General features: G+C 66.7%; 19 protein-coding genes. 7 read left to right on the top strand and 12 right to left on the bottom strand.

Annotated features, from left to right (window positions below):
- Window positions 1–64 precede the first annotated feature (64 nt).
- The 3 genes from FB381_RS00365 (at window position 65) to FB381_RS00375 (ending at window position 3,423) form a co-directional block, all read left to right on the top strand.
- The gene (locus FB381_RS00365; RefSeq protein ID WP_170225010.1) at window positions 65–382 is read left to right on the top strand and encodes a type VII secretion target; all 318 of its coding nucleotides are present in this window, start codon (window positions 65–67) and stop codon (window positions 380–382) included.
- Window positions 383–392: 10 nt separating this feature from the next.
- Window positions 393–2,009, top strand: coding sequence for a hypothetical protein (locus FB381_RS00370; protein ID WP_141778450.1), 1,617 nt, complete (start codon window positions 393–395; stop codon window positions 2,007–2,009).
- 922 nt (window positions 2,010–2,931) lie between these two features.
- A complete protein-coding gene (locus FB381_RS00375) occupies window positions 2,932–3,423 on the top strand; it encodes a hypothetical protein (protein ID WP_141778451.1) in 492 nt (163 codons plus the stop codon).
- Between the two features lie 53 nt (window positions 3,424–3,476).
- Here FB381_RS00375 and FB381_RS00380 read toward each other — a convergent pair whose 3' ends face one another.
- Window positions 3,477–4,628: a hypothetical protein gene (locus FB381_RS00380; protein WP_141778452.1), complete on the bottom strand. Its 1,152-nt coding sequence runs from the start codon at window positions 4,626–4,628 to the stop codon at window positions 3,477–3,479.
- A 364-nt stretch (window positions 4,629–4,992) separates the two neighbouring features.
- Here FB381_RS00380 and FB381_RS00385 point away from each other — a divergent pair, with 364 nt between their 5' ends.
- The gene (locus tag FB381_RS00385) at window positions 4,993–5,556 is read left to right on the top strand and encodes an RAD23 family protein (protein ID WP_141778453.1); all 564 of its coding nucleotides are present in this window, start codon (window positions 4,993–4,995) and stop codon (window positions 5,554–5,556) included.
- Window positions 5,557–5,574: 18 nt separating this feature from the next.
- On the opposite strand, the gene FB381_RS00390 is transcribed toward FB381_RS00385, so the two are convergent.
- The 3 genes from FB381_RS00390 to FB381_RS00400 all read right to left on the bottom strand — a co-directional run bounded on the left by FB381_RS00390 (window position 5,575) and on the right by FB381_RS00400 (window position 7,684).
- Window positions 5,575–5,961: a hypothetical protein gene (locus FB381_RS00390; RefSeq protein WP_141778454.1), complete on the bottom strand. Its 387-nt coding sequence runs from the start codon at window positions 5,959–5,961 to the stop codon at window positions 5,575–5,577.
- Window positions 5,962–6,081: 120 nt separating this feature from the next.
- Window positions 6,082–7,371: a cytochrome P450 gene (locus tag FB381_RS00395; RefSeq protein WP_141778455.1), complete on the bottom strand. Its 1,290-nt coding sequence runs from the start codon at window positions 7,369–7,371 to the stop codon at window positions 6,082–6,084.
- Window positions 7,358–7,684: a hypothetical protein gene (locus FB381_RS00400; protein ID WP_141778456.1), complete on the bottom strand. Its 327-nt coding sequence runs from the start codon at window positions 7,682–7,684 to the stop codon at window positions 7,358–7,360. The genes FB381_RS00395 and FB381_RS00400 overlap by 14 nt, the downstream gene beginning before the upstream one ends.
- A 158-nt stretch (window positions 7,685–7,842) precedes the next feature.
- Between FB381_RS00400 and FB381_RS00405 the strand changes: the two genes are divergently transcribed.
- Together FB381_RS00405 and FB381_RS00410 are read left to right on the top strand one after the other, a co-directional pair.
- A complete protein-coding gene (locus tag FB381_RS00405) occupies window positions 7,843–9,054 on the top strand; it encodes a sensor histidine kinase (RefSeq protein ID WP_170225012.1) in 1,212 nt (403 codons plus the stop codon).
- Window positions 9,051–9,746 carry a response regulator transcription factor gene (locus FB381_RS00410; RefSeq protein WP_141778458.1) on the top strand — a complete coding sequence of 232 codons (696 nt, stop codon included), beginning with the start codon at window positions 9,051–9,053 and terminating at the stop codon, window positions 9,744–9,746. The genes FB381_RS00405 and FB381_RS00410 overlap by 4 nt, the downstream gene beginning before the upstream one ends.
- A 175-nt stretch (window positions 9,747–9,921) precedes the next feature.
- Here the strand turns inward: FB381_RS00410 and FB381_RS00415 are convergent, their stop codons facing one another.
- From FB381_RS00415 to FB381_RS00430, 5 genes are all read right to left on the bottom strand, one after another.
- Window positions 9,922–12,006, bottom strand: coding sequence for a RecQ family ATP-dependent DNA helicase (locus tag FB381_RS00415; protein WP_141778459.1), 2,085 nt, complete (start codon window positions 12,004–12,006; stop codon window positions 9,922–9,924).
- A gap of 13 nt (window positions 12,007–12,019) precedes the next feature.
- Entirely contained in the window at window positions 12,020–12,160 is a 141-nt protein-coding gene (locus FB381_RS23760; RefSeq protein ID WP_170225013.1) for a hypothetical protein, read from the bottom strand.
- A gap of 163 nt (window positions 12,161–12,323) precedes the next feature.
- Window positions 12,324–13,985: a M4 family metallopeptidase gene (locus tag FB381_RS00420; RefSeq protein WP_141778460.1), complete on the bottom strand. Its 1,662-nt coding sequence runs from the start codon at window positions 13,983–13,985 to the stop codon at window positions 12,324–12,326.
- Between the two features lie 165 nt (window positions 13,986–14,150).
- Window positions 14,151–16,103, bottom strand: a complete 1,953-nt coding sequence (locus FB381_RS00425) for a M13 family metallopeptidase (protein WP_141778461.1) — start codon at window positions 16,101–16,103, stop codon at window positions 14,151–14,153.
- A 125-nt stretch (window positions 16,104–16,228) separates the two neighbouring features.
- The gene (locus tag FB381_RS00430) at window positions 16,229–17,158 is read right to left on the bottom strand and encodes a DUF559 domain-containing protein (protein WP_141778462.1); all 930 of its coding nucleotides are present in this window, start codon (window positions 17,156–17,158) and stop codon (window positions 16,229–16,231) included.
- Between the two features lie 153 nt (window positions 17,159–17,311).
- On the opposite strand from FB381_RS00430, the gene FB381_RS00435 reads away from it, so the two are divergent.
- Entirely contained in the window at window positions 17,312–17,806 is a 495-nt protein-coding gene (locus FB381_RS00435; RefSeq protein WP_141778463.1) for a GNAT family N-acetyltransferase, read from the top strand.
- A 99-nt stretch (window positions 17,807–17,905) separates the two neighbouring features.
- Here FB381_RS00435 and FB381_RS00440 read toward each other — a convergent pair whose 3' ends face one another.
- From FB381_RS00440 to FB381_RS00450, 3 genes are all read right to left on the bottom strand, one after another.
- A complete protein-coding gene (locus FB381_RS00440) occupies window positions 17,906–19,126 on the bottom strand; it encodes a M15 family metallopeptidase (protein WP_141778464.1) in 1,221 nt (406 codons plus the stop codon).
- A gap of 80 nt (window positions 19,127–19,206) precedes the next feature.
- Window positions 19,207–19,779, bottom strand: a complete 573-nt coding sequence (locus FB381_RS00445; RefSeq protein ID WP_141778465.1) for a TetR/AcrR family transcriptional regulator — start codon at window positions 19,777–19,779, stop codon at window positions 19,207–19,209.
- A gap of 55 nt (window positions 19,780–19,834) precedes the next feature.
- Window positions 19,835–21,253: a fatty acid desaturase gene (locus FB381_RS00450; RefSeq protein ID WP_141778466.1), complete on the bottom strand. Its 1,419-nt coding sequence runs from the start codon at window positions 21,251–21,253 to the stop codon at window positions 19,835–19,837.
- Window positions 21,254–21,311 lie beyond the last annotated feature (58 nt).

Here is a 21,311-nt window from a genome sequence, read left to right on the forward strand (position 1 = left end):
GCGGGGTATGAGGTCCACAACGACCGGTCCACCAATCTCGGGCCGCTACATCTTGAGGGGACATATGGCCAGCGACATCGCAGTGATACCGAAGGACCTACGCCAGTCGGCTCGCAACATGGACTCGGCGGCTGACGACGTGGCCAGCGCCAACCCAGCTGACCACGTCTCGAAGATCTCGACCGCAATGAGCGGCAGCGTGAGCGCGGGCAAGGTTCCTGCCCTCAAGGCGAAACTCGAGTGGCGGTTTACGAACTGGCCGAAGTCGGCGCGGGCCTACCACGATGCACTGATCGCCGCCGCCGACGACTATGAGACGACCGATCACTCATCAGCAGAAGAGGGCCGACGGCAGCAGATGTGCGTCCGGTCTACCAACTAGGAGTCACGACATGGTCAGCATCGCCGAACTCCTCGACTGGAAGCCCGAGTCACTGGGCGACCTCGCAGATCAATTGTTCTCATCTCGCCGCAATCTCGTTCGTCTACAAGATGAGATCGACACAGGCAAGCCGCCAGTCACCTGGCAGGCCCCCGCAACCGAATCGGCCAACAAAAGCTACGGAGACCTCAAGCAGCGCCTCGCAGACTACGCCGCTCAGGTATCTGACCTCGCCGTAAGCGTGGAGGAGACAGAGAATGAGGTCAAGGCAGCCAAGCGTCAACTCCAGGATGCGTTGAATCAAGCGAGTGGCGAAGGCTTCACCGTAAACCACGCAACAGGCGAGATCACAGCGCCCGAGATCAAGGCCAAGGAATTTCCTGACGACGACGCCGCGCAGACCAAAGAGAACGCTCGAGTTGCGAAAGCGGACGGCGAGCAGGACCGCAAGGTGCGCGACATCAAGAACCTCATCGAGGAGGCACTCGAGCGCGCCGAGTGGGCGGACGTCGGCCTGGCAAAGGCGATGGACGCATCGGCGGACTACGACACAAGGGCCAAGGAAGGAAGCACCTTGGCCGACGCCATCGTGCAACTGCCACCATCGTTGGAAAAGCTGAGCGACAAGGAGATCGCGGAGAAACTCGGCGGCGAGATCGCACTCGAGACGATCAGCGCCTACTTGAACGCTGAAGTCGAACTCGCGACATGGGAGGTCGAAGGAGCTGCGAAGGCAGAGTACAAGGTGATGGCAGATGGAACCGTCAGGATGCTCCTTCACCTAGAAGCGGGACTTGGACGTGAAGTCAGCGTTGGCGGAGCAGAGGCTGATGTTTCGGGTGGTGGAACCACAGACCTCGATCTGGCGTTCAAGTCTCCGGAAGAGGCGCAGAAGTTTCTCGACAATCTGGACGACAAAGCGTTCGATCTCAAGTGGTACGAGTATGGAAATGCGCCAGCGGCCGTCGCGACGAACGTTGCGGACTACATACAGGAGCAGGACATCAGGTCCTTCAAGACTGGGATCTACGGCAAGGCCAGTGCTGAGTTCGATGCACCGTGGGCACGAGGAGAGGCCGAGGGACGAGTCGACGGATACTACGACTGGAAGAACGAAGAGTTCGGGGTCAAAGTGTCCACGAAGGTGGAAGCGGAACTAGGTTCAAAGGATTCCGGGTACGGTGCAGGTGCAGAATTCGCCGGCGAGGTAAAGGTAAGCAATAAGGGCGGCGAGCACGGAAACATCAAGGAATTCAACATGGCTGGAAAGCTCAGCGGAACGGTGGCCAACGAAAAACTAGGTATTGACCTTCCTGCCACAAGTTCCGGCGCCGGCGTCGACGTGGAACTCAAGATGGACGACAAGAACCTCATGTGGAATGACATGCAGGAGGCTATCAAGAGCGGCGACATGGGACGCGCGACCGACATCGCTATGGATCACGGGCAAGTCGTTGTACGCCAGACGACAACTGAGCAGATCGCATCCGAAGAGCACAATGTCGACATCAAGGTCGCCGAGGTCGAAGTCGAGGCGGGGGCAAGCGCGGAGAGCGCAGATAATGTGTGGGTTCGCGAAGCAAACGGGCGCGGTTTCGAGCACTACGATCCCACCGATCGACCGTGACAACGCACCTACACCTGGAGGCAAAGATGTCCGAGACAGAGGCGCAGTTCACCTCATATCGAGTCGGTCCTGTGAAGCTTCAAGCTCCACACCTCGAAGTTCGTCATACCCGAGGGGAACACGGAGAAATGTGGCAGTGGATCGGGAGCGGCGATGACCTGATCAGTCTGATCGTGGCAGTCAGACGAACTCGACTAGGGTCTGCAACCGGGGCCAGACAACACCTAAAGGCCGAGCTGGACCGACTCGAGCTCGGCCTCGACGTCGAGCACGGGACCGAGCAGCACACTGTTGACCCATCCCCTGTCCCCGGCGCATCCGCCGAAGCAGCCGGGGTAGTGTCAGGCGTACGCGATGGCGTGAAGGTGCGCGACGTCGTCGTTGTGGCAACTGACCACACCTATATGCACTTGATTCACATCATGACCCCGAACACAACCCGAGGAATGAAGGTCGCAGATACGGTGAGTTCCTCCGTGGAGATCTTTCCCTGGAAAGGAAGCGAATGAAGGGCTGCCTGCTCGTCGCTGGAATATTCGTTGGAGCGATTGCACTATTCGGAGGAATTTTGTGGTTCCTTCTTTCTAGCTCCGAAGACCAGGATTTCCTATCTGAGCAGCACTCGGCGAAGGTTATCAGCGCCAAACCACGAGCTGATCGATACGACGTGGTCTACAGTTTTCGCGCCAATGGGACGAATTATTACGGAACCGAGTGGTTCTACAAGAAGCATTGGGACCCAAACGATGGCCTATACGTTTGTGTCGACCCCGATTCACCTAGGACTCATGCTCCAACTATTTCGGCGACATGCGGACAGACGAGCGTTGGCGGAACAACTCGTGAGGCGGACCTTGACATCCCAACCGACTGACTCAGCAAGACGACAGCGTGTCCTTCGAGACCTTGTGGAAGCGAGAACATGAATCGCACAGCCCAATCCTTAACGACCGTAGTGGTCATCGCTCTAGCAACTGCGCTCACAACTGGGTGCGGCGGCGAGGAGAAGAACGACTCGAGCGGCGAAACTGCCGCACCGGCCAAGCCAATTCCGGCCGATGCTGAGACTCTGATCTTGGAGACCGCCGAGCTCCTGCTCAGCAAGCCGGACTTTCCGGCGGCATGCAAGAATATCTCCGAGAGTCGCCGGCCTGATAACTGCGCCGAAGACGTACGCGCCATGGTGCAGGAGCACATGATGGACGAGGGTCTCCCGTTTGACGCGGACGATATCGGTGGCCCACGAGAAGGATTGTCCGAGTGCATTCTCGAGTATGGCGACGGAACGATGCCTCTGTTCGGCTCTGTGACCGTGATCTTCACCGAGAGGGGATGGGAGATCGACGACATCGACTCACTGATCACTCTTAAGGGAAACGCCGCAAGTCCCGCTGAGTATGAGTGCCCAGCATGAAAACCATGTAGGCGAACCGGACTTTTAGTCCCCAGCTCGAGTTGCGGATCTATCTACTCGTCGCTCTCTTTCGCTCGGCGCTTCCATTCGTCGCCGATAACCGTGGGAGTGGCCTTGTAGTTGGGGTCGGTCCAGTCGTCGGTGTAGTCGGCCTGCCAGTCCTGGCTCTGGCCGTTCTGCTTGTCGTCCTTCTTCCGGCCGCCGCGGCCACCTGCGGCGCCTGCACGACCGGCCCGGCTGCCTGCGCCCGCGGGGCCGCCTCGCGCGCCACGCCCACCGGCACCTGTTCCAGCACCACGTGCGCCAGCGCCAGCGGCACGCGAGCCCGCTCCTCGAGCACCAGCGCCGGCCGCACGGCCAGCTGCGCCGGAGGAACCCGCGCGTGCACCGGCAGCGACCGCCTTCGCCGCCGCCGACCGAGACGCAGCGGACCTCGATGCGGCTCCGGCGGTTGCTGCCCTCGCTGCTCCGCCGCCGAACTTGCTCGCGACCGCCTTGGCGACACCGGCACCCAGCAACGCACCACCGCCGGCCACAGCTAGAGCGGACATGCCGCCGGCGCCGCCGGCGAGCGGTGCGAGGCCGTCAGCGGTCTCGACCATCGCGTACGACGTTGCTGGAGCGGCGCTGCCGTCAGCGTTGATCCACTGAGAGCCGTTCCACTCGGGCTTGTTCTCGGCCTCGTATTCCTTGATGTTCTCGCGCTCCCGCTCGAGGATCTCGTGGCCCATCCCGTCGGGATACAAGGTGCCGGAGTTGGTCTTCGCCATCCGTGCCTTTGACGCCTGGATCTGGCTGTAAGACCCGGGCTGCGATCCCGAGGTCCCTGCCGGAAGGGGCTGGGAATTCGTGCCGTCGTCGAACAGCGCCCGCACCTTCGGCTCGTCTTCACGTACGGCGTCGTCGACGTATCCGACGTGCGCGGCGGCTTCGGTCTCTGCGTGGGCGATCTTCGCCTCGTTGGCAGCGTGCTCTGCCCGCTTGGCCTTCAACAGCGCCGTATTGGCCTCGCCATCGACGCCGATGCCTTTCGTGGGGTAGTCCGCCGGGTCTGGGGCCGGGCCATGCGTCTGCGGTAGGTCAGCGGCCAACTCTGCATAGCGACTCCGCGCCGACGACAACGTGCCGCGGAAGTGCATCATCGCGGCGACGGCTTCCTTCAGTACGTCGCTCTTGTCGGTGGTCTTCTCGCCCGCCTCTTGCATCCCCCGACGCGCAGCCGGACCTGTCTGAGACGCTGAAGAGAAGCCGTCCTCGACCTTCTTGCCGTTGTCGTGTAGCGCGCGACCTGCACCCCTGAACCTTCCCTCGCCGGACTCCCATCTCCGGATGAGGTCGTCAAGGATCGCTGCGTCAGCACCATCGACATACGTCCGGAGCCGTTCCATCCATGGCCCACGTGCAGACATTTGGATCCTCCCGGGGAGTTTCGGGGGAAGCCCACCGCCTCCCCATACTGAGATTCTTTAACATCCTGCCCGGGTCGTCCAGGCATTCAGACCGACTGCCCTACAGTTTCGACCCATGAGAACCTCTCGGAGAGCTGCTATCGCAACCCTGGCCACTGCGATGGGACTCGCCGTCGCCGGGTGCGGAACCAACGACAGGCCCGAAACCAAGCCCACCTCCGGCGGCAGCACCGCCGAGTCGTCGCCCACTCCAACTAGACCGACCGTGCCAGCCGACTGGAAGGCCGCGTCTGCCAAGGTCGCACAGCTCCACGTCCCGCCGGCTTGGGGAATCGACTCCTACGCAGATCAGGCGCAGACGATGATCGCGCCCGAGAACAAGGTCGGACTATCGCCTGGTTCCGGCGAGATCATGGCCGATGCCTATGGAGCGGATGGCGACCTCGAGAAGGCAACCGAAGGTCTCGCAAAGCTGGTAAACCATCAGCTGAAGAAGGACTCCAGCCTCACCAAGCTTGAGCGCCTGCCTGACGAGACCATCAACGGAACGCTCTTCTACCACTTTCGTGCAGAGACCGAGTACGCCTGGCAGGACCACTACGGCACGGTTGCCCCGACTCGCGAACAGGTCACGGTCACGTGGCGGTTCAACAAGTCAGACATCGACCGGAAGGGTGCCGATGCGCTGATCGCGCCGATCATGGCGACGTACGAGGTGCTCTGACCCGGCGCTGAGCGAGGCTCAGATCGGCATGGTCTTTCCGGCCGCGGTGCCCTTGGAGTTGAACATCACCAGCGGGTTGCTCATCACCTGAAGTGCCTCGGCCATGGTCTTGGCGATCGCGGCCTGGCCCTCATCGGTCTCCATGATCTCGGTCTGCGCCTTCTCGGTGGCCTCGACCCACTTTCCGAGGCCCTGCACGGTGTCGTCCTGCGCCTTGATCAGATTCTCGTGAGCCAGAGAGACCGTCTGCGCCATCGACTGGCCCAACGCCGACCCACCGAACACCGCGGCCGCCGGCGAATCCCCCAGATCGAGGCTCTGCACGAGCTCCTTCTCGGCCAACAGATTCTGGTTGGCGTCGCGCAGCTTGTCGAAGTCAGCCCTGATCTCGTTCGTGTCACCCACGACGATCCTCCCGAACAGTCCGAAGGCACCCCCGTTGGATGCACGGTGCTAGTACATCACCCCCGCTGACTGTTTGTCAGCGGACAAGGGGTTGGCACCGGGCCGCCCAACGACCACCTCTCACACCGTGACCGGCAGAGAGGCGTAGCCGCGGAGGATGCGGGTGGGGCGGCGTAGGCCTGGGCCGGAGACGCGGAGGGTGGGGTAGCGCTCGTAGAGGAGGCGGAGGCCGACGCGGGCTTCGAGGCGGGCGAGGCTGGCGCCGAGGCAGAAGTGGGCGCCGGCGGAGAAGGAGAGGTGCTGGTCGGCGTTGGGGCGGGTGATGTCGTACGCATCGGGGTCGGTGAAGACCGACGGGTCGCGGTTGGCTCCGCCCAGGAGCACGGCGACGGCGGTGCCTCGAGCGACGTCCGCGCCGGCTACGCGGGTGGCGACGTAGGCCTGCCGGACGGTCGCCAGGACCGGCGGGGCCCAGCGCAGGGTCTCCTCGACGACGCCGTCGGCGAGCGACGGGTCATCGAGGAACAGCGCACGTTGAGACGGGTGGGCGTCCAGGGCGGCGACGGCGTTGCCGATCAGATTGACGGTGGTCTCGAAGCCGGCCGCCAACAGCAGCAGGCCGAGGGCGTGGAGCTCACGGTCGTCGAGGTCACCGGCGATCACCAGATCGCTGAGGAGGTCGTCGCCGGGTGCCGAGCGGAGGTGGCGTACGTGGCCCTCGAACCACTCGTGGAGCGATCTCATCCCCGACTCGACCTGCGAGTAGTCACGCCAGGAGAGGCCGGGGTCGAGGATGGCGGCGGCCTGGTCGCCCCAACGCAGGACGTCGGCCCGGTCCGACTCCGGCACGCCCAGCAGCTCGGCGATCACGGCGATCGGGAGCCTCGCGGCATACCCCTCGATGATGTCGACCGGCCCCCTGCGCGGATCGCGATCATCGAGGAGGTCGCCGGCCACCGCGGTGACCATCTCGGCCATCGAGCCGATCCGCCGGGCGGTGAACGCCTTCGAGACCTGCTTGCGATAGCGCGTGTGCAGCGGCGGGTCGACCGCGAGCAGCGACGGCGGGTCGACCGGCCCCAGGGCGTCGGGCGCACTCACCTTGCCGAGAAGCCACCGCAGCGCGATGGGCAGCTCGCCCTGGCCGTCGCCGACGCCGAAGTCGCTGCTGCGCAGGATCTCGTTGGCGACCGTGTAGGAGACCGTGCCCGCCATGAAGGGGTTGACGTGGATCGGGCCACGCTCCCGCAGACGGGCGTAGTCGGGCTCCTCGCGCGACCACATCATCTCGGCCAGCGGGTCACCGCGCCTCGACATGCCGCTCAGCACGGCACGGTTGAGGCCCTGGGAGAGAGCCCAGCGAGCGTACGACCGCGGCTTCTCGAGCACTGCCGCCTCACGCCGAGACATCGGCCAGCTCCTCGTCGCCGTGATCGACGGCCTGATCGAAGGCGTGAGCGTCGATCCAGTCCATCAGCGGAGCCAGCTCGGAGGTCAGATCGGCGAAGGCCTTCTCGTAGTCCTCCGGGGACAGCTCCGGGTCGAGCTGTGCCTGGAAACGGATCCGCCAGCGGTGGCGGAGAGCCTGGGCGAGGCGCTCGGGAGTGCCGAAGGCATCGGCGTGCGCAGGCGTCCAAGGCAGACGCCGGGGGAGGCCGGCACGCAGCTCGGCCTCGGCCTCGTTCAGCAGCCGGAAGCGCTCATGGGTCTGGGTCCACGTCATTGTGATCACCATCCTTTGCTGGGTGAGAACGACGCTAGGCCTCACGGCAGCCGCGCACATCGGACGCTGGCAGGCACCCGCGTTCCTACCCTGGTAGGAACGCACCCGCCTGCCACGGTCGGATGCGACCCCGATCACGCCTTCCTAGACTGAGGAGCATGAGTGTCCTGAGCCTGGCGCGCGGTGTGCGTGACTACATGGACGGACGCGTACGCAGCAAGGACCTCGACATTCCCTGGTGGGCGCCGCTGCTGTCGGCCGCCGGGATCGCCGCGGTGGTGGTCGTCGCGGTGCTGCAGCGGGAGGCGGCCGGGCCGTACGTGCTCGCCGGGATGCTCGTCGTCGTCCCGTCGGTGAGCATGTTCTTCATCCCCAACGACAGCGAATGGCTCAAGTACCACATGTGGGTGATCGACCTGGTGCCGACGCTGATCGGGTCGGCCTGGCTGATGTCGGAGCCGGCGACGGCGTTCTGGGGTCAGCACGACTTCGCGCCGGGAGTGCTCGTGCCGCTCACCCTCGAGATGGTCGTGCGGGAAGGATTCCGCACCGGCACCTTCTATGCGATCGTCTCGACGCTGGTGATGTGGGGGTTCGCCGCGGACTCACCGAGCGGCATCGGCATGCACCTGCTGCTGCTCGTCGTGGCCTGGATCCTCGGACTGCTGATCCTCGCCCAGATGCGCGCGCTGCGTGCCGAACGGCTCGCGCGGGAGCAGGAGCACTCGCGGGCCACCGAGGCCGAGCGCACCCGGATCGCGCGCGAGATCCACGACCTGGTCGGACACTCGCTGTCGATCACACTACTCCACCTGACCGCCGCGCGGCGCTCCGTCGCCGAAGGCGACGACCCGGACGAGACCGTTGCCGCGCTCACCGAGGCCGAGACCGTCGGCCGCCGTGCGATGGCTGAGATCCGGCGTACGATCGGCGTGCTCTCCGCTTCGGGGTCCGGAACCTCACCGCTGCCCACCGCCACCGATGTCATCCGGCTCGTGGAAGAGGGTCGCAGCGCGGGGCAGTCGATCACGTTCTCGACCACGGGAGATCTCTCCGAGGTCGACACCAGCATCGGTCTGGGTGTCTACCGGATCCTGCAGGAGTCGCTCGCCAACGCCATCCGGCACGCACCCGGGGCACCGGTCTCGGTCTCGCTGGCGGTCGACGAAGGCGTACGCCTCAGCGTGCGGAACCCGCTCGTCGGACCGCGTCGGAGCGCCGGCGAGGGGTCCGGGCTGGCCGGCATGGCCGCCCGCGCCGAGCAGCTCCGCGGCCGTCTCTCCGCCGGCGCCGACGACACCGACGGCTCGATGTGGAAGGTTGACCTGGTGATCCCACCGCACTGCCTCGTACGCAAGGCTCTCGCATGACCTCGGTCAACCCCGTCACGAGCAACGCAGCCTCCACGATCCGGGTGATCGTGGTCGACGACCAAGAGCTCGTACGCAGCGGCCTGCGGCGCATCCTCCGACGGCGCGACGGGCTGGAGATCGTCGCCGAGTGCGGCGACGGCTCCGAGGTCGTGGCGGCGCTCGAGGCACACCCCGCCGACGTCGTGGTCATGGATCTGCGGATGCGGGAGGTCGACGGGATCACCGCGACCGGTCTGCTGCGGGCGCTGCCCTCGGCGCCCCCGGTGCTGGTGCTCACCACGTTCGACGAGGACGAGCTCGTCTCGGGCGCCCTACGTGCCGGCGCGGCCGGCTTCATCCTCAAGGACTCGCCCGCCGAGGAGCTCGTCATGGCCGTACGCTCCGTCGCGCTCGGCGACGCCTGGCTCGACCCCGCCATCACCGGCCGGGTGCTCGCCACCTATCGCTCGTCCGCCGGCCCGTTGCCGACCCACCCCGAGGTCTCCGAGCTCACCGACCGTGAGCTCGAGGTGCTCCGCGGCCTCGCCTCCGGCTGGACCAACTCCGAGATCGCCGAACGCCTGGTCATCTCCGAGCTCACCGTGAAGTCCCACATCGGCCGCATCTTCGCCAAGCTCGACCTCCGCGACCGCGCCGCCGCCATCGTCTTCGCCTACGACCACGGCATCGTCCGCCCCGCCGAACACTGACCCCTTCCCGCCGAGAAGTCACTCGTGCAGGTCGAGGAGTCACGTCTGCAGGTCGAAGGGTCAGTTCTGCAGGTCGAGTGGGCACCGGGGTGACCTCTGGGTCTGCAGGAGTGACCTCTCGCGGGACGTACGTGACCCCTCGACCTGCAGGAATGACTTCTCGACGGGGAGGAATTCAGGTGGTGGTGGCGAGGACGAGGGGGTGGACGGCGGCGGCGCCGGCGTCGAGGAGGGCGCGGGCGGCGAGGGTGATGGTCCAGCCGGTGGCGACGCGGTCGTCGATGAGGAGCACGTCGGCGCCGGCCGGAAGGTCTGCGTGGAGGGCGAAACGGCGTCCGATCGACGCCACCCGCTGAGCGGAGTTGGAGGCACCCTGGCCGGGGCCGACGTCGGGGTCGACGATCGCCCAGGAGCCGAGGACGGGGATGCGGAGATAGCGGGAGAGGCCCTCGGCGAAGTCGCTGGTCAGCGTGGGCCGGGTCGCCGACTCGACGTAGACGATCCCGTTCACCTGCGGGCGCCAGTCGCCCAGCACCTCGACGACCGCCTTCACCAGCGGCACCGGGACCGGGCCGTCCTGAGGCGGTTCTCGGAAGAGCTCACGCAGCGCCTGGCCGTAGCCGAGGTCGGTGAGCCGCGCGACCCCGCGCCCCTCGAACGGGCCGGACTTGATCTTGCCCTTGAGGTCGATGCCGAGCCGATCGAGGCCGGTCGGCCACATCTTCTTCGGCTCGACGAGTACGCCGGGCCGCGAGAGCCGCGCCGACGCCTCCTCGACCGCGACCTCCGAGACCGACGACGTCACCTCGAAGCCACCACAGTTGTCGCACCGACCGCAGTCGACGGCACCCGGGTCGTCGAGCTGCTCGCGCAGGAACCGCATCCGGCACTCGGTGGTCGCGAGGTAGGCGAGCATGGCCTCCTGCTCGCGGCGCCGGGCCTCGGCGACCCGCGCATAACGCTCCGCGTCGTAGACCCAGGGCACCCCGGTCGACTCCCAGCCGCCGCCGACGCGGCGCGCGGCACCGTCGACATCGAGCACCTTGAGCATCTGCTCCAGGCGTGAACGAGACAGGTCGACGTAGGTCTCCAGCGCCTGCGTGGACAGCGGTCGGTCGGAGGAGGCGAGCACGTCGAGGGTCTGCCGCACCTGCTCCTCGCGGGGGAAGGCCAAGGAGGCGAAGTAGGCCCAGATGTCGCGGTCCTCGATGCCGGGGAGCAGCACCACGGACGCGTCCGAGGTGCCACGGCCGGCGCGGCCGACCTGCTGGTAGTAGGAGACCGGCGACGACGGCGCCCCCATGTTGACCACGAACCCGAGCGTCGCGTCGAAGCCCATGCCGAGCGCCGAGGTCGCCACCAGCGCCTTGATCTTCCCCGCGGCCAGCGACTCCTCGAGGTCGGACCGTTCGGCTGCCTCCGTGCGCCCGGAGTAAGCGGCCACGTCGTGCCCGCGCGAGCGCAGATAGTCGGCGATCTCCTCGGTGGCGGCCACGGTGAGGCAGTAGACGATGCCCGATCCGGGCTGCTCGGAGAGGTGGTCGGAGAGCCAGGCGAGCCGCTGCTCGGGCGTCTTCAGCGAGACCACACCGAGCCGCAACGACTCCCGGTCCAAGGAGCCGCGCAGCACCAGAACCCCCTCGCCCATCTGCTCGGCGACGTCGGCGGTGACCCGCTCGTTGGCGGTGGCGGTCGTCGCGAGCACCGGGATGCCCGCAGGCAGATCGGCCAGCAGCGTACGGATGCGGCGATAGTCGGGCCGGAAGTCGTGACCCCAGTCGGAGATGCAGTGGGCCTCGTCGACGACCAGCAGACCGCACTCGGCGGCGAGCCGCGGCAGCACCGCGTCGCGGAACTTCGGGTTGTTGAGCCGCTCCGGGGAGACCAGCAGAACGTCCACCTGACCTGCATGGATGGCTTCCTCTGTCGCCGCCCAGTCTTCGGGGTTGGTCGAGTTGATCGTGACCGCGCGGATGCCGGCCCGCTGCGCGGCCGCGATCTGGTTGCGCATCAGCGCGAGCAGCGGCGAGACGATCACCGTCGGCCCGAGCCCCGCCTCACGCAGCAGCAGCGTCGCCACGAAGTAGACCGCCGACTTGCCCCACCCGGTCTTCTGCACGACCAGCGCCCGACGACGATCCACGGCCAGAGCCGAGATCGCCGACCACTGGTCCTCGCGCAGAGCCGCATCCGAGCGCCCCACCAGAGCGCGCAGATGCGCCTCGGCACGAGAACGTACGTCGACAGCCGGATCAGTCATGCCCACAGGTCTATCAGGCACCACCCACAGGATTGCCCAGCCCCAGCCGCGGCCAGTCGGAGAGATCCTCGAGCAGCTGCCGGTCGTGGGTGCGACGAGCACCGGAGGGCACGAGATAAAAGGTGCCGAGCCGGCGCTGTTGGTCCTCCCCCACGGGGACCCGCAGAACCGGCTCGACCTCACCAGTATGCGTCCAACGACCATGCGCGCATAACCACACGCGCGAATTCGTACTTTAGTTACCAGATACGACCGACGACGCCCTCACTGTGGGTGAGGGCGCCGCCGGGTGGGGGTGTTCAGTTATGCCTGGATGGTCAGCCCACCGAGACCGCGGACCACGCCGCCTCGACGGCCGTGACCTCGGGGCTGGAGGCACCGTAGAGGTCGGAGGCCGCCTGCACCGTCGCGTCACGAGCACCGGCGTAGTCGGTGGTCGAGGTGAAGTAGGTGGAGTTGGCCCGGAACCAGATCTGCTCGGCCTTGTCACGACCGATGCCCTCGATGGTGGAGTCGTCGCAGGTGGTGCTGTTGTGCTCGACGCCACCGATCGTCTTCGAACCCGAGCCCTCGGAGAGCAGGTAGAAGAAGTGGTTGCCGACGCCGCTGGAGTAGTGGACGTCGAGGTCACCGGTCGAGGAGTCCCAGCAGTTGACCGAGTTGCCGTCGAAGGACGGGTTGTCCATCCGGCGCAGCGGGTCGCCGCCGTCGAGGATGAACGCCTCACCGATCAGGTAGTCGCCCGGGTCCTCGGAGTTGTCGGCGTAGAACTCGACCGACGTGCCGAAGATGTCCGAGGTCGACTCGTTGAGGCCACCGGACTCACCGGAGTACTCCAGGCCCGAGGTGTGCTCGGTGACGCCGTGGGTCATCTCGTGGCCAGCGACGTCGAGCGAGACGAGCGGGCCGTAGCCGACACCGTCACCATCGCCGTACGTCATCTTCTCGCCGTCCCAGAAGGCGTTGACGTAGTCGTTGCCGTAGTGGACGCGGTTGTAGGAGCCCGAGCCGTCACCGAAGATGCCGTCGCGGCCGTGGACGTTCTTGTAGTAGTCCCAGGTGACGTTGGTGCCGAACTGCGCGTCGGCAGCGGCGGTCGCCCGGTCGTCGTTGGTGCCGTTGCCGAAGGTGGTGGTCGGGCTGGTGACCACGTCGCCCGCCATGCACCCGACGCTCAGGATCGTGCACAGCACGCTGTCCTCGGCGTTGTTCATGTCGGTCGTGTAGGTGCCGCCACGGGTCTCGTCGCGCAGCTCGTACGACGATCCGTTCTGCGTCACCTGCAGCGGGACCGTGCCCGAGTAGAGGGTCTGGCCCTCACCGTCGATCGTGTGGATGCCCTCGACGCGGCGCAGCACCTTGCCGGTGGCGGCGTCGACGTAGGTCGACAGCCTCGAGGGGGTGCCGTCGGCCTGGACGCCGGTCGTGTGGACGCGCCAGGTCAGCGCCGGGGTGGCGTCGGTGGCGTCGATGACGAGCTCGGCGGCCTTGCGCTTGTCGGCCTTCAGGTCGGAGATCGTGTCGGTGACCTTGTCGACCACCAGCGCGGCCTGGGTGGCCGCGGTGTTGGTGACGGCCGGCTTCACCGAGAGGTCGAGCATCTTGCTCAGACCCTGCGAGACCGAGGTGACGTTGCCGGCCTTGCTCTGGTGGGAGACCAGGTCGCCGCCGACGACCTCGAGGCCCTTGTACGTCCGGTTCATCCGGACGTGCGTGGCGCCGTTGGCGTCCTTGAGCGTGACGACCGGCTCCAGCTCCTGGTCGGCGCCGACCTTCCACGTCGACGGCTTGCTCGTCAATGCGCTGACGGCCTTCTCGGCGATCGACTTGTCCTTGACGACCTTCTGCGCGGAGAGGGACGTCGGCGTGATGCTCTCCGGCGACGCTGCTCCAGCAGGGTTCCCGAAAGCGGTCAAGAAAGCGGTTCCAGCAACGGCGGCGGCGGTGGTCGCCCCTGCCACTCGGACGAATCTGCGCATGGGGGTTTCTCCTCGAGATGTGGGGACCGGGATTGGACGGGATCCTTCCACCGGAATCGCATCTGCGAGGGAACAATTTCCTGCATTGCAGGTCTATGAAGCGCGCATCCCGCGTAACTCCGTTACGCCGTTATCAAAGATTAACCAAACGCGCCCCCGGGTATGTCACCAGATGCGCACGCGATCCTCCTGATCGAGCCAGAGTCCGTCACCCGGAGCCGTGCCGAAAACCTCGTGGAACTCGTCGAGGTTGCGCGCGATGTTGGCGCGGAACTCCGGCGGGCTGTGCGGGTCGATCGTGAGGAACTGCTGCGCCTGCTCCTTGCGCCGCACCGTACGCCACACGTAGGCCCAGTTGAGGAAGAGCCGCTGCCGGTCGCCGACCCCGGCCGAACCGCCGGTCGCGAGCATGTAGGCGGTGTGGGCGATCGTCAGGCCGCCCAGGTCGCCGATGTTCTCGCCGACGGTCAGCGCGCCGTTGACGAGCTCGCCCGGCAGGTCGCGCGGAGACAGCTGGGAGTACTGCTCGATCAGCGCCTTCGTCTTCACCTCGAAGGCCGCCTTGTCCTGCGGCGTCCACCAGTCGTGCATGTTGCCGTCGCCGTCGAACTGCGCACCCTGGTCGTCGAACCCGTGACCGACCTCGTGGCCGATCACGGCGCCGATGCCGCCGTAGTTCTCCGCCGGGTGGGCGTCGAGCGCGAAGAACGGGCGCTGCAGGATGCCGGCCGGGAAGCAGATCTCGTTGGTGCCCGGGTTGTAGTAGGCGTTGACCGTCTGCGGCAGCATGAACCACTCGTCGCGGTCGACCGGTCCACCGAGCTTGTCGAGCTGCCGGTCGGTCTCGAAGATCGAGGCTGCCGAGACGTTGCCGATCAGGTCGTCCTTGCTGATCTGCAACGCCGAGTAGTCACGCCACTCGTCGGGGTAGCCGATCTTCGGCGTGAACTTGTCGAGCTTCTCGTAGGCCCGCTCCTTGGTCTCCTCACCCATCCAGTCGAGCTCGGAGATCGACTTGCGGTAGGCCTCCAGGAGGTTGCGGACCAGGTCGACCATCTCCGCTTTCGCCTCGGGCGGGAAGTGGCGCGCGGCGTACTCCTTGCCGACGGCCTCACCGATCGCGCCCTCCACGATCGAGACACCACGCTTCCAGCGTTCGCGCAGCTCGGGGGTGCCGTTGAGGGTGCGGCCGTAGAAGTCGAAGTTGGTCTCGACGAAGTCGTCGGTCAGGTAGGGCGCCGCCCAGCGCAGGACGTGGAAGTAGAGCCACAGCTTCCAGTCGTCGATGTCGACCTCGCCCAGCACCGTGGAGAGGTGCGTGAAGAACGACGGCTGCCGCACGACCACCTCACCGAGCACGGCCTCGGTGGCCAGCTTGGAGCCGGACAGGTTGCGTACGTAGGCGTCCCAGTCGAAGTTGGGGGCCAGCTCGCGCAGCTCGGCGAGGCTCAGCAGGTTGTAGGTCTTCTGCTTGTCGCGGGTCTCCTCGCGCGCCCAGTGGCCCTCGGCCAGGCGGGTGTCGATCCGGATGACAGTCTCGGCGGCCGCGCGCGGGTCGGGGTGCTCGGCGAGCTCGTAGAGCTTGGTCAGGTAGTCGGCGTACTTGCCCAGCACCTCGGCGAACTTCTCGTCGAAGTAGTAGTCCTTGTCAGGCAGCCCGAGCCCGCCCTGGAGCAGGTTGAAGATGTAGCGGTCGGACTGCTTGTCGTCGTTGTCGATGTAACCACCGAACAGCCCATGGCCACCGATCCGCTCGATCTCGCCGAGGAAGGCCGCCAGGTCGTCGGTGTCGCGGAGCCCGTCGACCGCCGCCCGCAGCCCGTCAAGAGGGCGTACGCCGCGGGCCTTGACCCCCTCGACGTCCATGAAGCTCGCGAAGAGGTCGCCGATCTTCTGGGCGTCGCTGCCCGGCGCCCCACCCGAGGACGCGAGCTCCTCGATGATCGCGCGCACCTGCTGCTCGGCCTTGTCGGCCAGCATCACGAACGGCCCCCAGCTCGACCGGTCGGACGGAATCTCCACCTCCCGGAGCCAGGTGCCGTTGACGAACCCGAACAGGTCGTCCTGAGGCCGGATGCTGTCGTCCATGCCCGGGCGGGCGTCATCAAGGATCGTCACGTGCCCCAGCGTAGAGGCGGGGCCCCAAGAGGCCTCACAACAACCCCGCACGTGCGGCGAAGTTGCACCACATTGGGCAGGATCCTGCGCGAGATCACTGCACGTGCACGGTTCTTGCCCTCAGGTCATGACCAGCCGGGAAAGTGGGCGCGCCAGGCGTCGGAGAGCGTCGACGGTACGCCGGGCTCGCCGCGAAGCCGCAGAGCTCGGTGGATCCGCTCCAGGGTCCTGCCAGGTGACTTGTAGATGTCCTTCGCTACGAAGACCATGATGCGCCACTGGTCGTCGTCGATCGCTTCACGCCGCTCGAGGTCCGCCTCCCACTGCTCGACGCGCTCGACGTGCTGGCGGCCGTCGTACTCGAGGATCGTTCTGGACCTGCGGTAGGAGAGGTCGTACTTTCGCCGCTCGATCTCGTCGCCCACCAGCAGGTTGACCTCGGGCTCGGGAAGTCCGGCCAGGACGATCAGCAGCCGAAGACGGGTCTCCATCGGCGAGTCCACACCGTTGCGGACGTAGCCCGCAGCCGTACGCGCGAGCGCGGCACCGGGGCCGGAGGCGTCGGCGCAGAACTTCCGCAGTGTCTCCAGATCGACGAGCCCCTTGCGCACCAGGTGGTCGCCGACGATCACCAGGTCGACCAGCGTGAGCTGCGTGGCCAGCTCGACGAAGACCTGCTGCGGTGCGGAGACTCGCACACCTGACACTTCCTTGACCCAGCCTTTCTTGGTCAGGTGGCAGGCCACCTCCCTGCGACTGCGGCGCCGGCGCCGCTCGACAACGGTCACGTGCTCGCCCGGAAGCGGTGGGATCGGCAGGCCCAGCACCCTCGCGGCGGTCGCGTGACTCGCCCACGCCTTCTCGCCGAACGGCAGCAACGCCGCCTCGGCGATGAGAGCCGGCGTCGTCTCGACCGGCGCGGCGACGTAGATGCCGTGCAACAAGCGCTGGTAGGAAGGCGTACGCAGGTCCCTGATGTTCCCCCGCGCAGCGGCCGCCGCTCGGGTGAACGGCCGTGTCGGATCGAACGGGACGGAATCCGGATCCTCAGTCATACAGCTACCTTGTGCGCCTCGCGCCACGACGTCGCGCTCAAACGGGCAGCCAGTGGATATCTGAGGTTCGAAGCGAGCCTGTGGACGGTAAGTGGCCTGCTGCCGGCGGAAACTCTGGTGACCTCAGCGTGCGCCCCCGTCTAAGGTCGGGCGATGCCCGAGCTGAAGCGGATGCATGTCGACCATGCCTCGGCGGTCCTGGCCTTCGAACGGGCTGACCGCACCTACTTCGCTGCTTCGATCTCCGACCGTGGCGACGACTTCTTCGACCGATTCACCGACCGCTACAACGCCGCGCTGGCCGAGCAGGAGGCCGGCATCTGCGCCTTCTACCTGCTCGTCGACGAAGACGGTTCGGTGCTCGGCAGGTTCAACCTGTACGACCTGGAGGACGGCACCGCCAGACTCGGCTACCGGGTCGCGGAACGGGTCGCCGGCCGCGGCGTCGCGACCGAGAACGTCCGGAAGCTGTGCCGCATGGCGAGAGCGACACACGGTCTTCGCACATTGCGCGCGGCCACTTCCCAGGACAACGTGGCGTCCCAGAAAGTGCTGGTCAGGTCCGGTTTCGTCCCGGTAGGACCTGCCCGCCCGGCCGACCTCGGCGGCAAGTCAGGCACGTGGTACCGGTGCGACCTCCAGACATAGACCTGCACGGAATCACGCATGTGCGGGGTCCTGACGCCCACAGACCGCCCCGGTCCACCACTTCCCCGCAAATGCATGAAACGTGCAGCTGCACCCGGATCAGCCGGGTTTGACGATGCGGTTCATCTCGAAGTGCATGGGGTCGGTCCACTTCCAGTTGCCGCCCCAGGTGAAGCCCCAGCGCTCGAAGATGGCGACGACGGTGCGGTCCATCTCGCCGACGGTGCCGCGCTGGTTGCCGGCGGTGTTCATGTCGAGGGCGGTGCCGAAGGCGTGGTTGGAGAGCTGGGTGCTGTTGGCGATGAAGCGGGGGTAGTAGCAGCCGGCGTACTGCTTCGGGTCGATCGTCTTGGCGAGGCCACGGTCGACGACCTCCTGGAGCGCCGCGCGCAGCTGCGGGATCATCACCTTGTTGCAGGTCACCGAGCCGAGGATCGGCACCTGGGCAGTCACGATATGGGAGCTCACCCAGCTCGAGGCGGGGGTGATGGTGCCGTCGCCGTTGGCCCGGTAGGTGTAGTTGCCGACGGCCTCGGCGACGGTGCCGACGACGTTGGCCTGCTGCGGCGCGTTGGGGTCTAGGCCGGCGCGCGCGACGACGTCGAGGCGCTGCACGGACGCCTCGGAGCCGACGATCTTCTGGATCGGCTTGACGACCCGGTTGGGGGCGATGGCCGCGGTGGAGACGAGGAGCGCGTTGCCCTTCTCCATGCCCATCTCCTTGCCCCACTTGTCGTTGACGACGGCCGAGGCGAGGCCCGGCGGCTGGGGCGCGTAGGCGCCGACGTGGACCGAGGTGGCGTCCTTGCTGGAGCCCAGGGTGACGAACCCCTTCTTGTCGGCCGGGATCTCGTCCTGACGCTCGGGGTCGATCGCGACCTCGCCGCCGGCGATGCGCTCCCACACCTCGTCGGAGTCGGCGCTCTGGAAGGGTGCGAAGTTGCGGTAGGTCGACGGGTCGACGGCGACCACCTTCAGCAGCCGCCCCTCGACGCTGACCTGGGCCATCGAGATCTGCTCGACCCCGGAGACGCCGTCGAGCCCGCCGATCTTCTTGACGTCGGCGGCGGGCAAGGTGTCTTCGGAGAGGATCAGCAGGTCGGTGGAGTGGAGCGTGCCCTTGCGCTTGCCTGGCATGTCGACGGCGTGCGACGGGTCGGCGACGGGTGACTCCTGCGGCGCCTCACCACCGCCGTCGGCGCTCCGGCTCGGGCTGCTGCTCGCGGAGCCCGGCTTCGACGGCTCGCCCGCGCAGGCGCTCAGGGTCACCGCCAGCAGCGGCACGACCGCCGCGGCCACCTTCAGTGAGACCTTTCTCATCCCGATACCTCCCCGCAGGAAGGTTAGGCGAGGCCTGGTCACCACCCAACTCACCAGTAGCCCCGTTCCATACCGCGGGCTCAGACGGCCAGGATCCGCGACATCAACCACGCCATGTCGTCGGCCGTCTCGTCGGGCGACCTGGTGGGCTGCATGACATGGCTGAGCACGACGCGCACCATCATCTCGATCGCCGCGTCGGCCTGAGGCTGGGTCAGGCCGTGGTCGAACCTGGTGATGTGCTTGTGGATGATCTCTGTCGAGTGGCCCAGCAGCCCCTCGCTGTGGCTGGAGAGGAACGGCAGCAGCTCGGTGTCGGCACCGTGGGTGGCGGAGACCACCGCGTGCAACAGCTTGTTGTCCTGGGCGCGGTCGAGCACGCCGTACGTCGCCTCGCGGATCGCCGCGACGAAGTCGTCCTCCTGGTCGAAGGCCGCACTCACCACCGCGAGGAACTGCTCCAGCTCGCGCAGGATCAGCGCCTTCGCCAGCGCCGGCTTGGCGCCGATGTCGTTGTAGACGGTCTGCCGGCTGATGCCGCACCGCTCGGCGATGCGCGACATCGTCACGCTCGCCCACCCCGCCTCGGTGGTCATCTCGACGGCAGCGTTCAAGATCCGCTGACGAGTGGTATCAGGTGCGCCGGCCGCCATGACGGTAAAGTCTAGGGGTCTGCGACGTCATCGCGCACCCGCATCGGGCCGCCCGCTAGGAGACCGAGTCCTGGGCCAGCGGCACGAAGTCGACCTTCTCGCGCACACCGCAGTCGGGGCAGCACCAGTCGTCGGGTACGTCGGCCCATGCCGTCCCGGCGGCGAACCCCTCGGCCTCGTTGCCCTCCTCGACACGGTAGGTGTAGCCACAGCCCGGGCAGCGGGCGGCGAGCACCTCCACCGAGGAGACCTGCGCGACAGTGTCGTCGCCCAGCTCGGGCCGGTCGGAGACCGGCGGCGGATACTTCGCCAGGATCCGCTCCCGCTTGCGCGGGAGGATGTTGGCCCGGGAGAGGTCTCCGTCGAAGTGCGCCAGCACGCGCGGGTCCATCACCCGGCGCCAGACCGGCGGCACCACGGCGAGCAGGATCATCCCGGCGTAGCCGGTCGGCAGCACCGGCGACTCCTGGTAGTCGCGCAGGGTCTGATAGCGGCGCACCGGGTGGGCGTGGTGGTCGCTGTGGCGCTGCAGGTGGTAGAGCAGCACGTTGGTCGCGATGTTGTTGGAGTTCCAGGAGTGGCTCGGGTCGACCCGCTCGTAGCGGCGACCGCGCTTCTGCCGCAGCATCCCGTAGTGCTCCATGTAGTTGATCACCTCGAGCAGCGAGAAGCCGACCACGGCCTGGATCAGCAGGAACGGGATCACGCTCGGCCCGAGCCAGACGATCATCGCGCCCCACAGCACCGCCGACATCAGCCAGGCGTTGAAGACGTCGTTGCCGATGCGGAAGGGATGCTTGTCGTGGCGGGCGTACCTCTTCTTCTCCAGGCGCCACGCGCTGCGCAGCGACCCGGAGACCGTGCGCGGCCAGAACGCGTAGAACGACTCGCCGAGCTTGGCCGAGGCGGGGTCCTCCGGCGTCGCGACGCGCACGTGGTGGCCACGGTTGTGCTCGATGTAGAAGTGACCGTAGAAGCTCTGCGCGAGCGCGATCTTGGACAGCCACCGCTCGACGTCCTCACGCTTGTGGCCGAGCTCGTGCGCGGTGTTGATGCCGATCCCGCCGATGCAGCCGACCGAGATCGCCAGCCCGACCCGGTCGACGATGCCCATGGTGTGGCCGTCGAGCGCGCCGTTGGCGACGACGGCCATGCCGGCGATGAAGACCGTGTACTGCAGCGGGAGGTAGGAGTAGACGATCCAGCGGTAGTACCTGTCGTTCTCCAGCGCCTCGATCATGTCCTCGGGCGGGTTGGACTTGTCGAGCCCGGTGAACAGGTCGATCAGCGGCACGACGACCAGGATGATGATCGGGCCCGTCCACAGGAAGACGCCGATGTCGGTGAGGTGCCAGCCGCCGATCGCGATGAACCCGAGGATCGGCACCACCAGGCCCAGCAGCCACAGCGAACGCTTCTTGTCGCGCCACCGTTCGGTCGAACCCTCCGGCACCGTGCTGTTCGCGATCTCCATCGTTACCCCTTTGACAGATCGAGTCGATATGTCAAGTGTGGCGCGTCACATCGCACGT

The organism is Nocardioides albertanoniae (genome assembly GCF_006716315.1).
GTDB lineage: Bacteria > Actinomycetota > Actinomycetes > Propionibacteriales > Nocardioidaceae > Nocardioides > Nocardioides albertanoniae.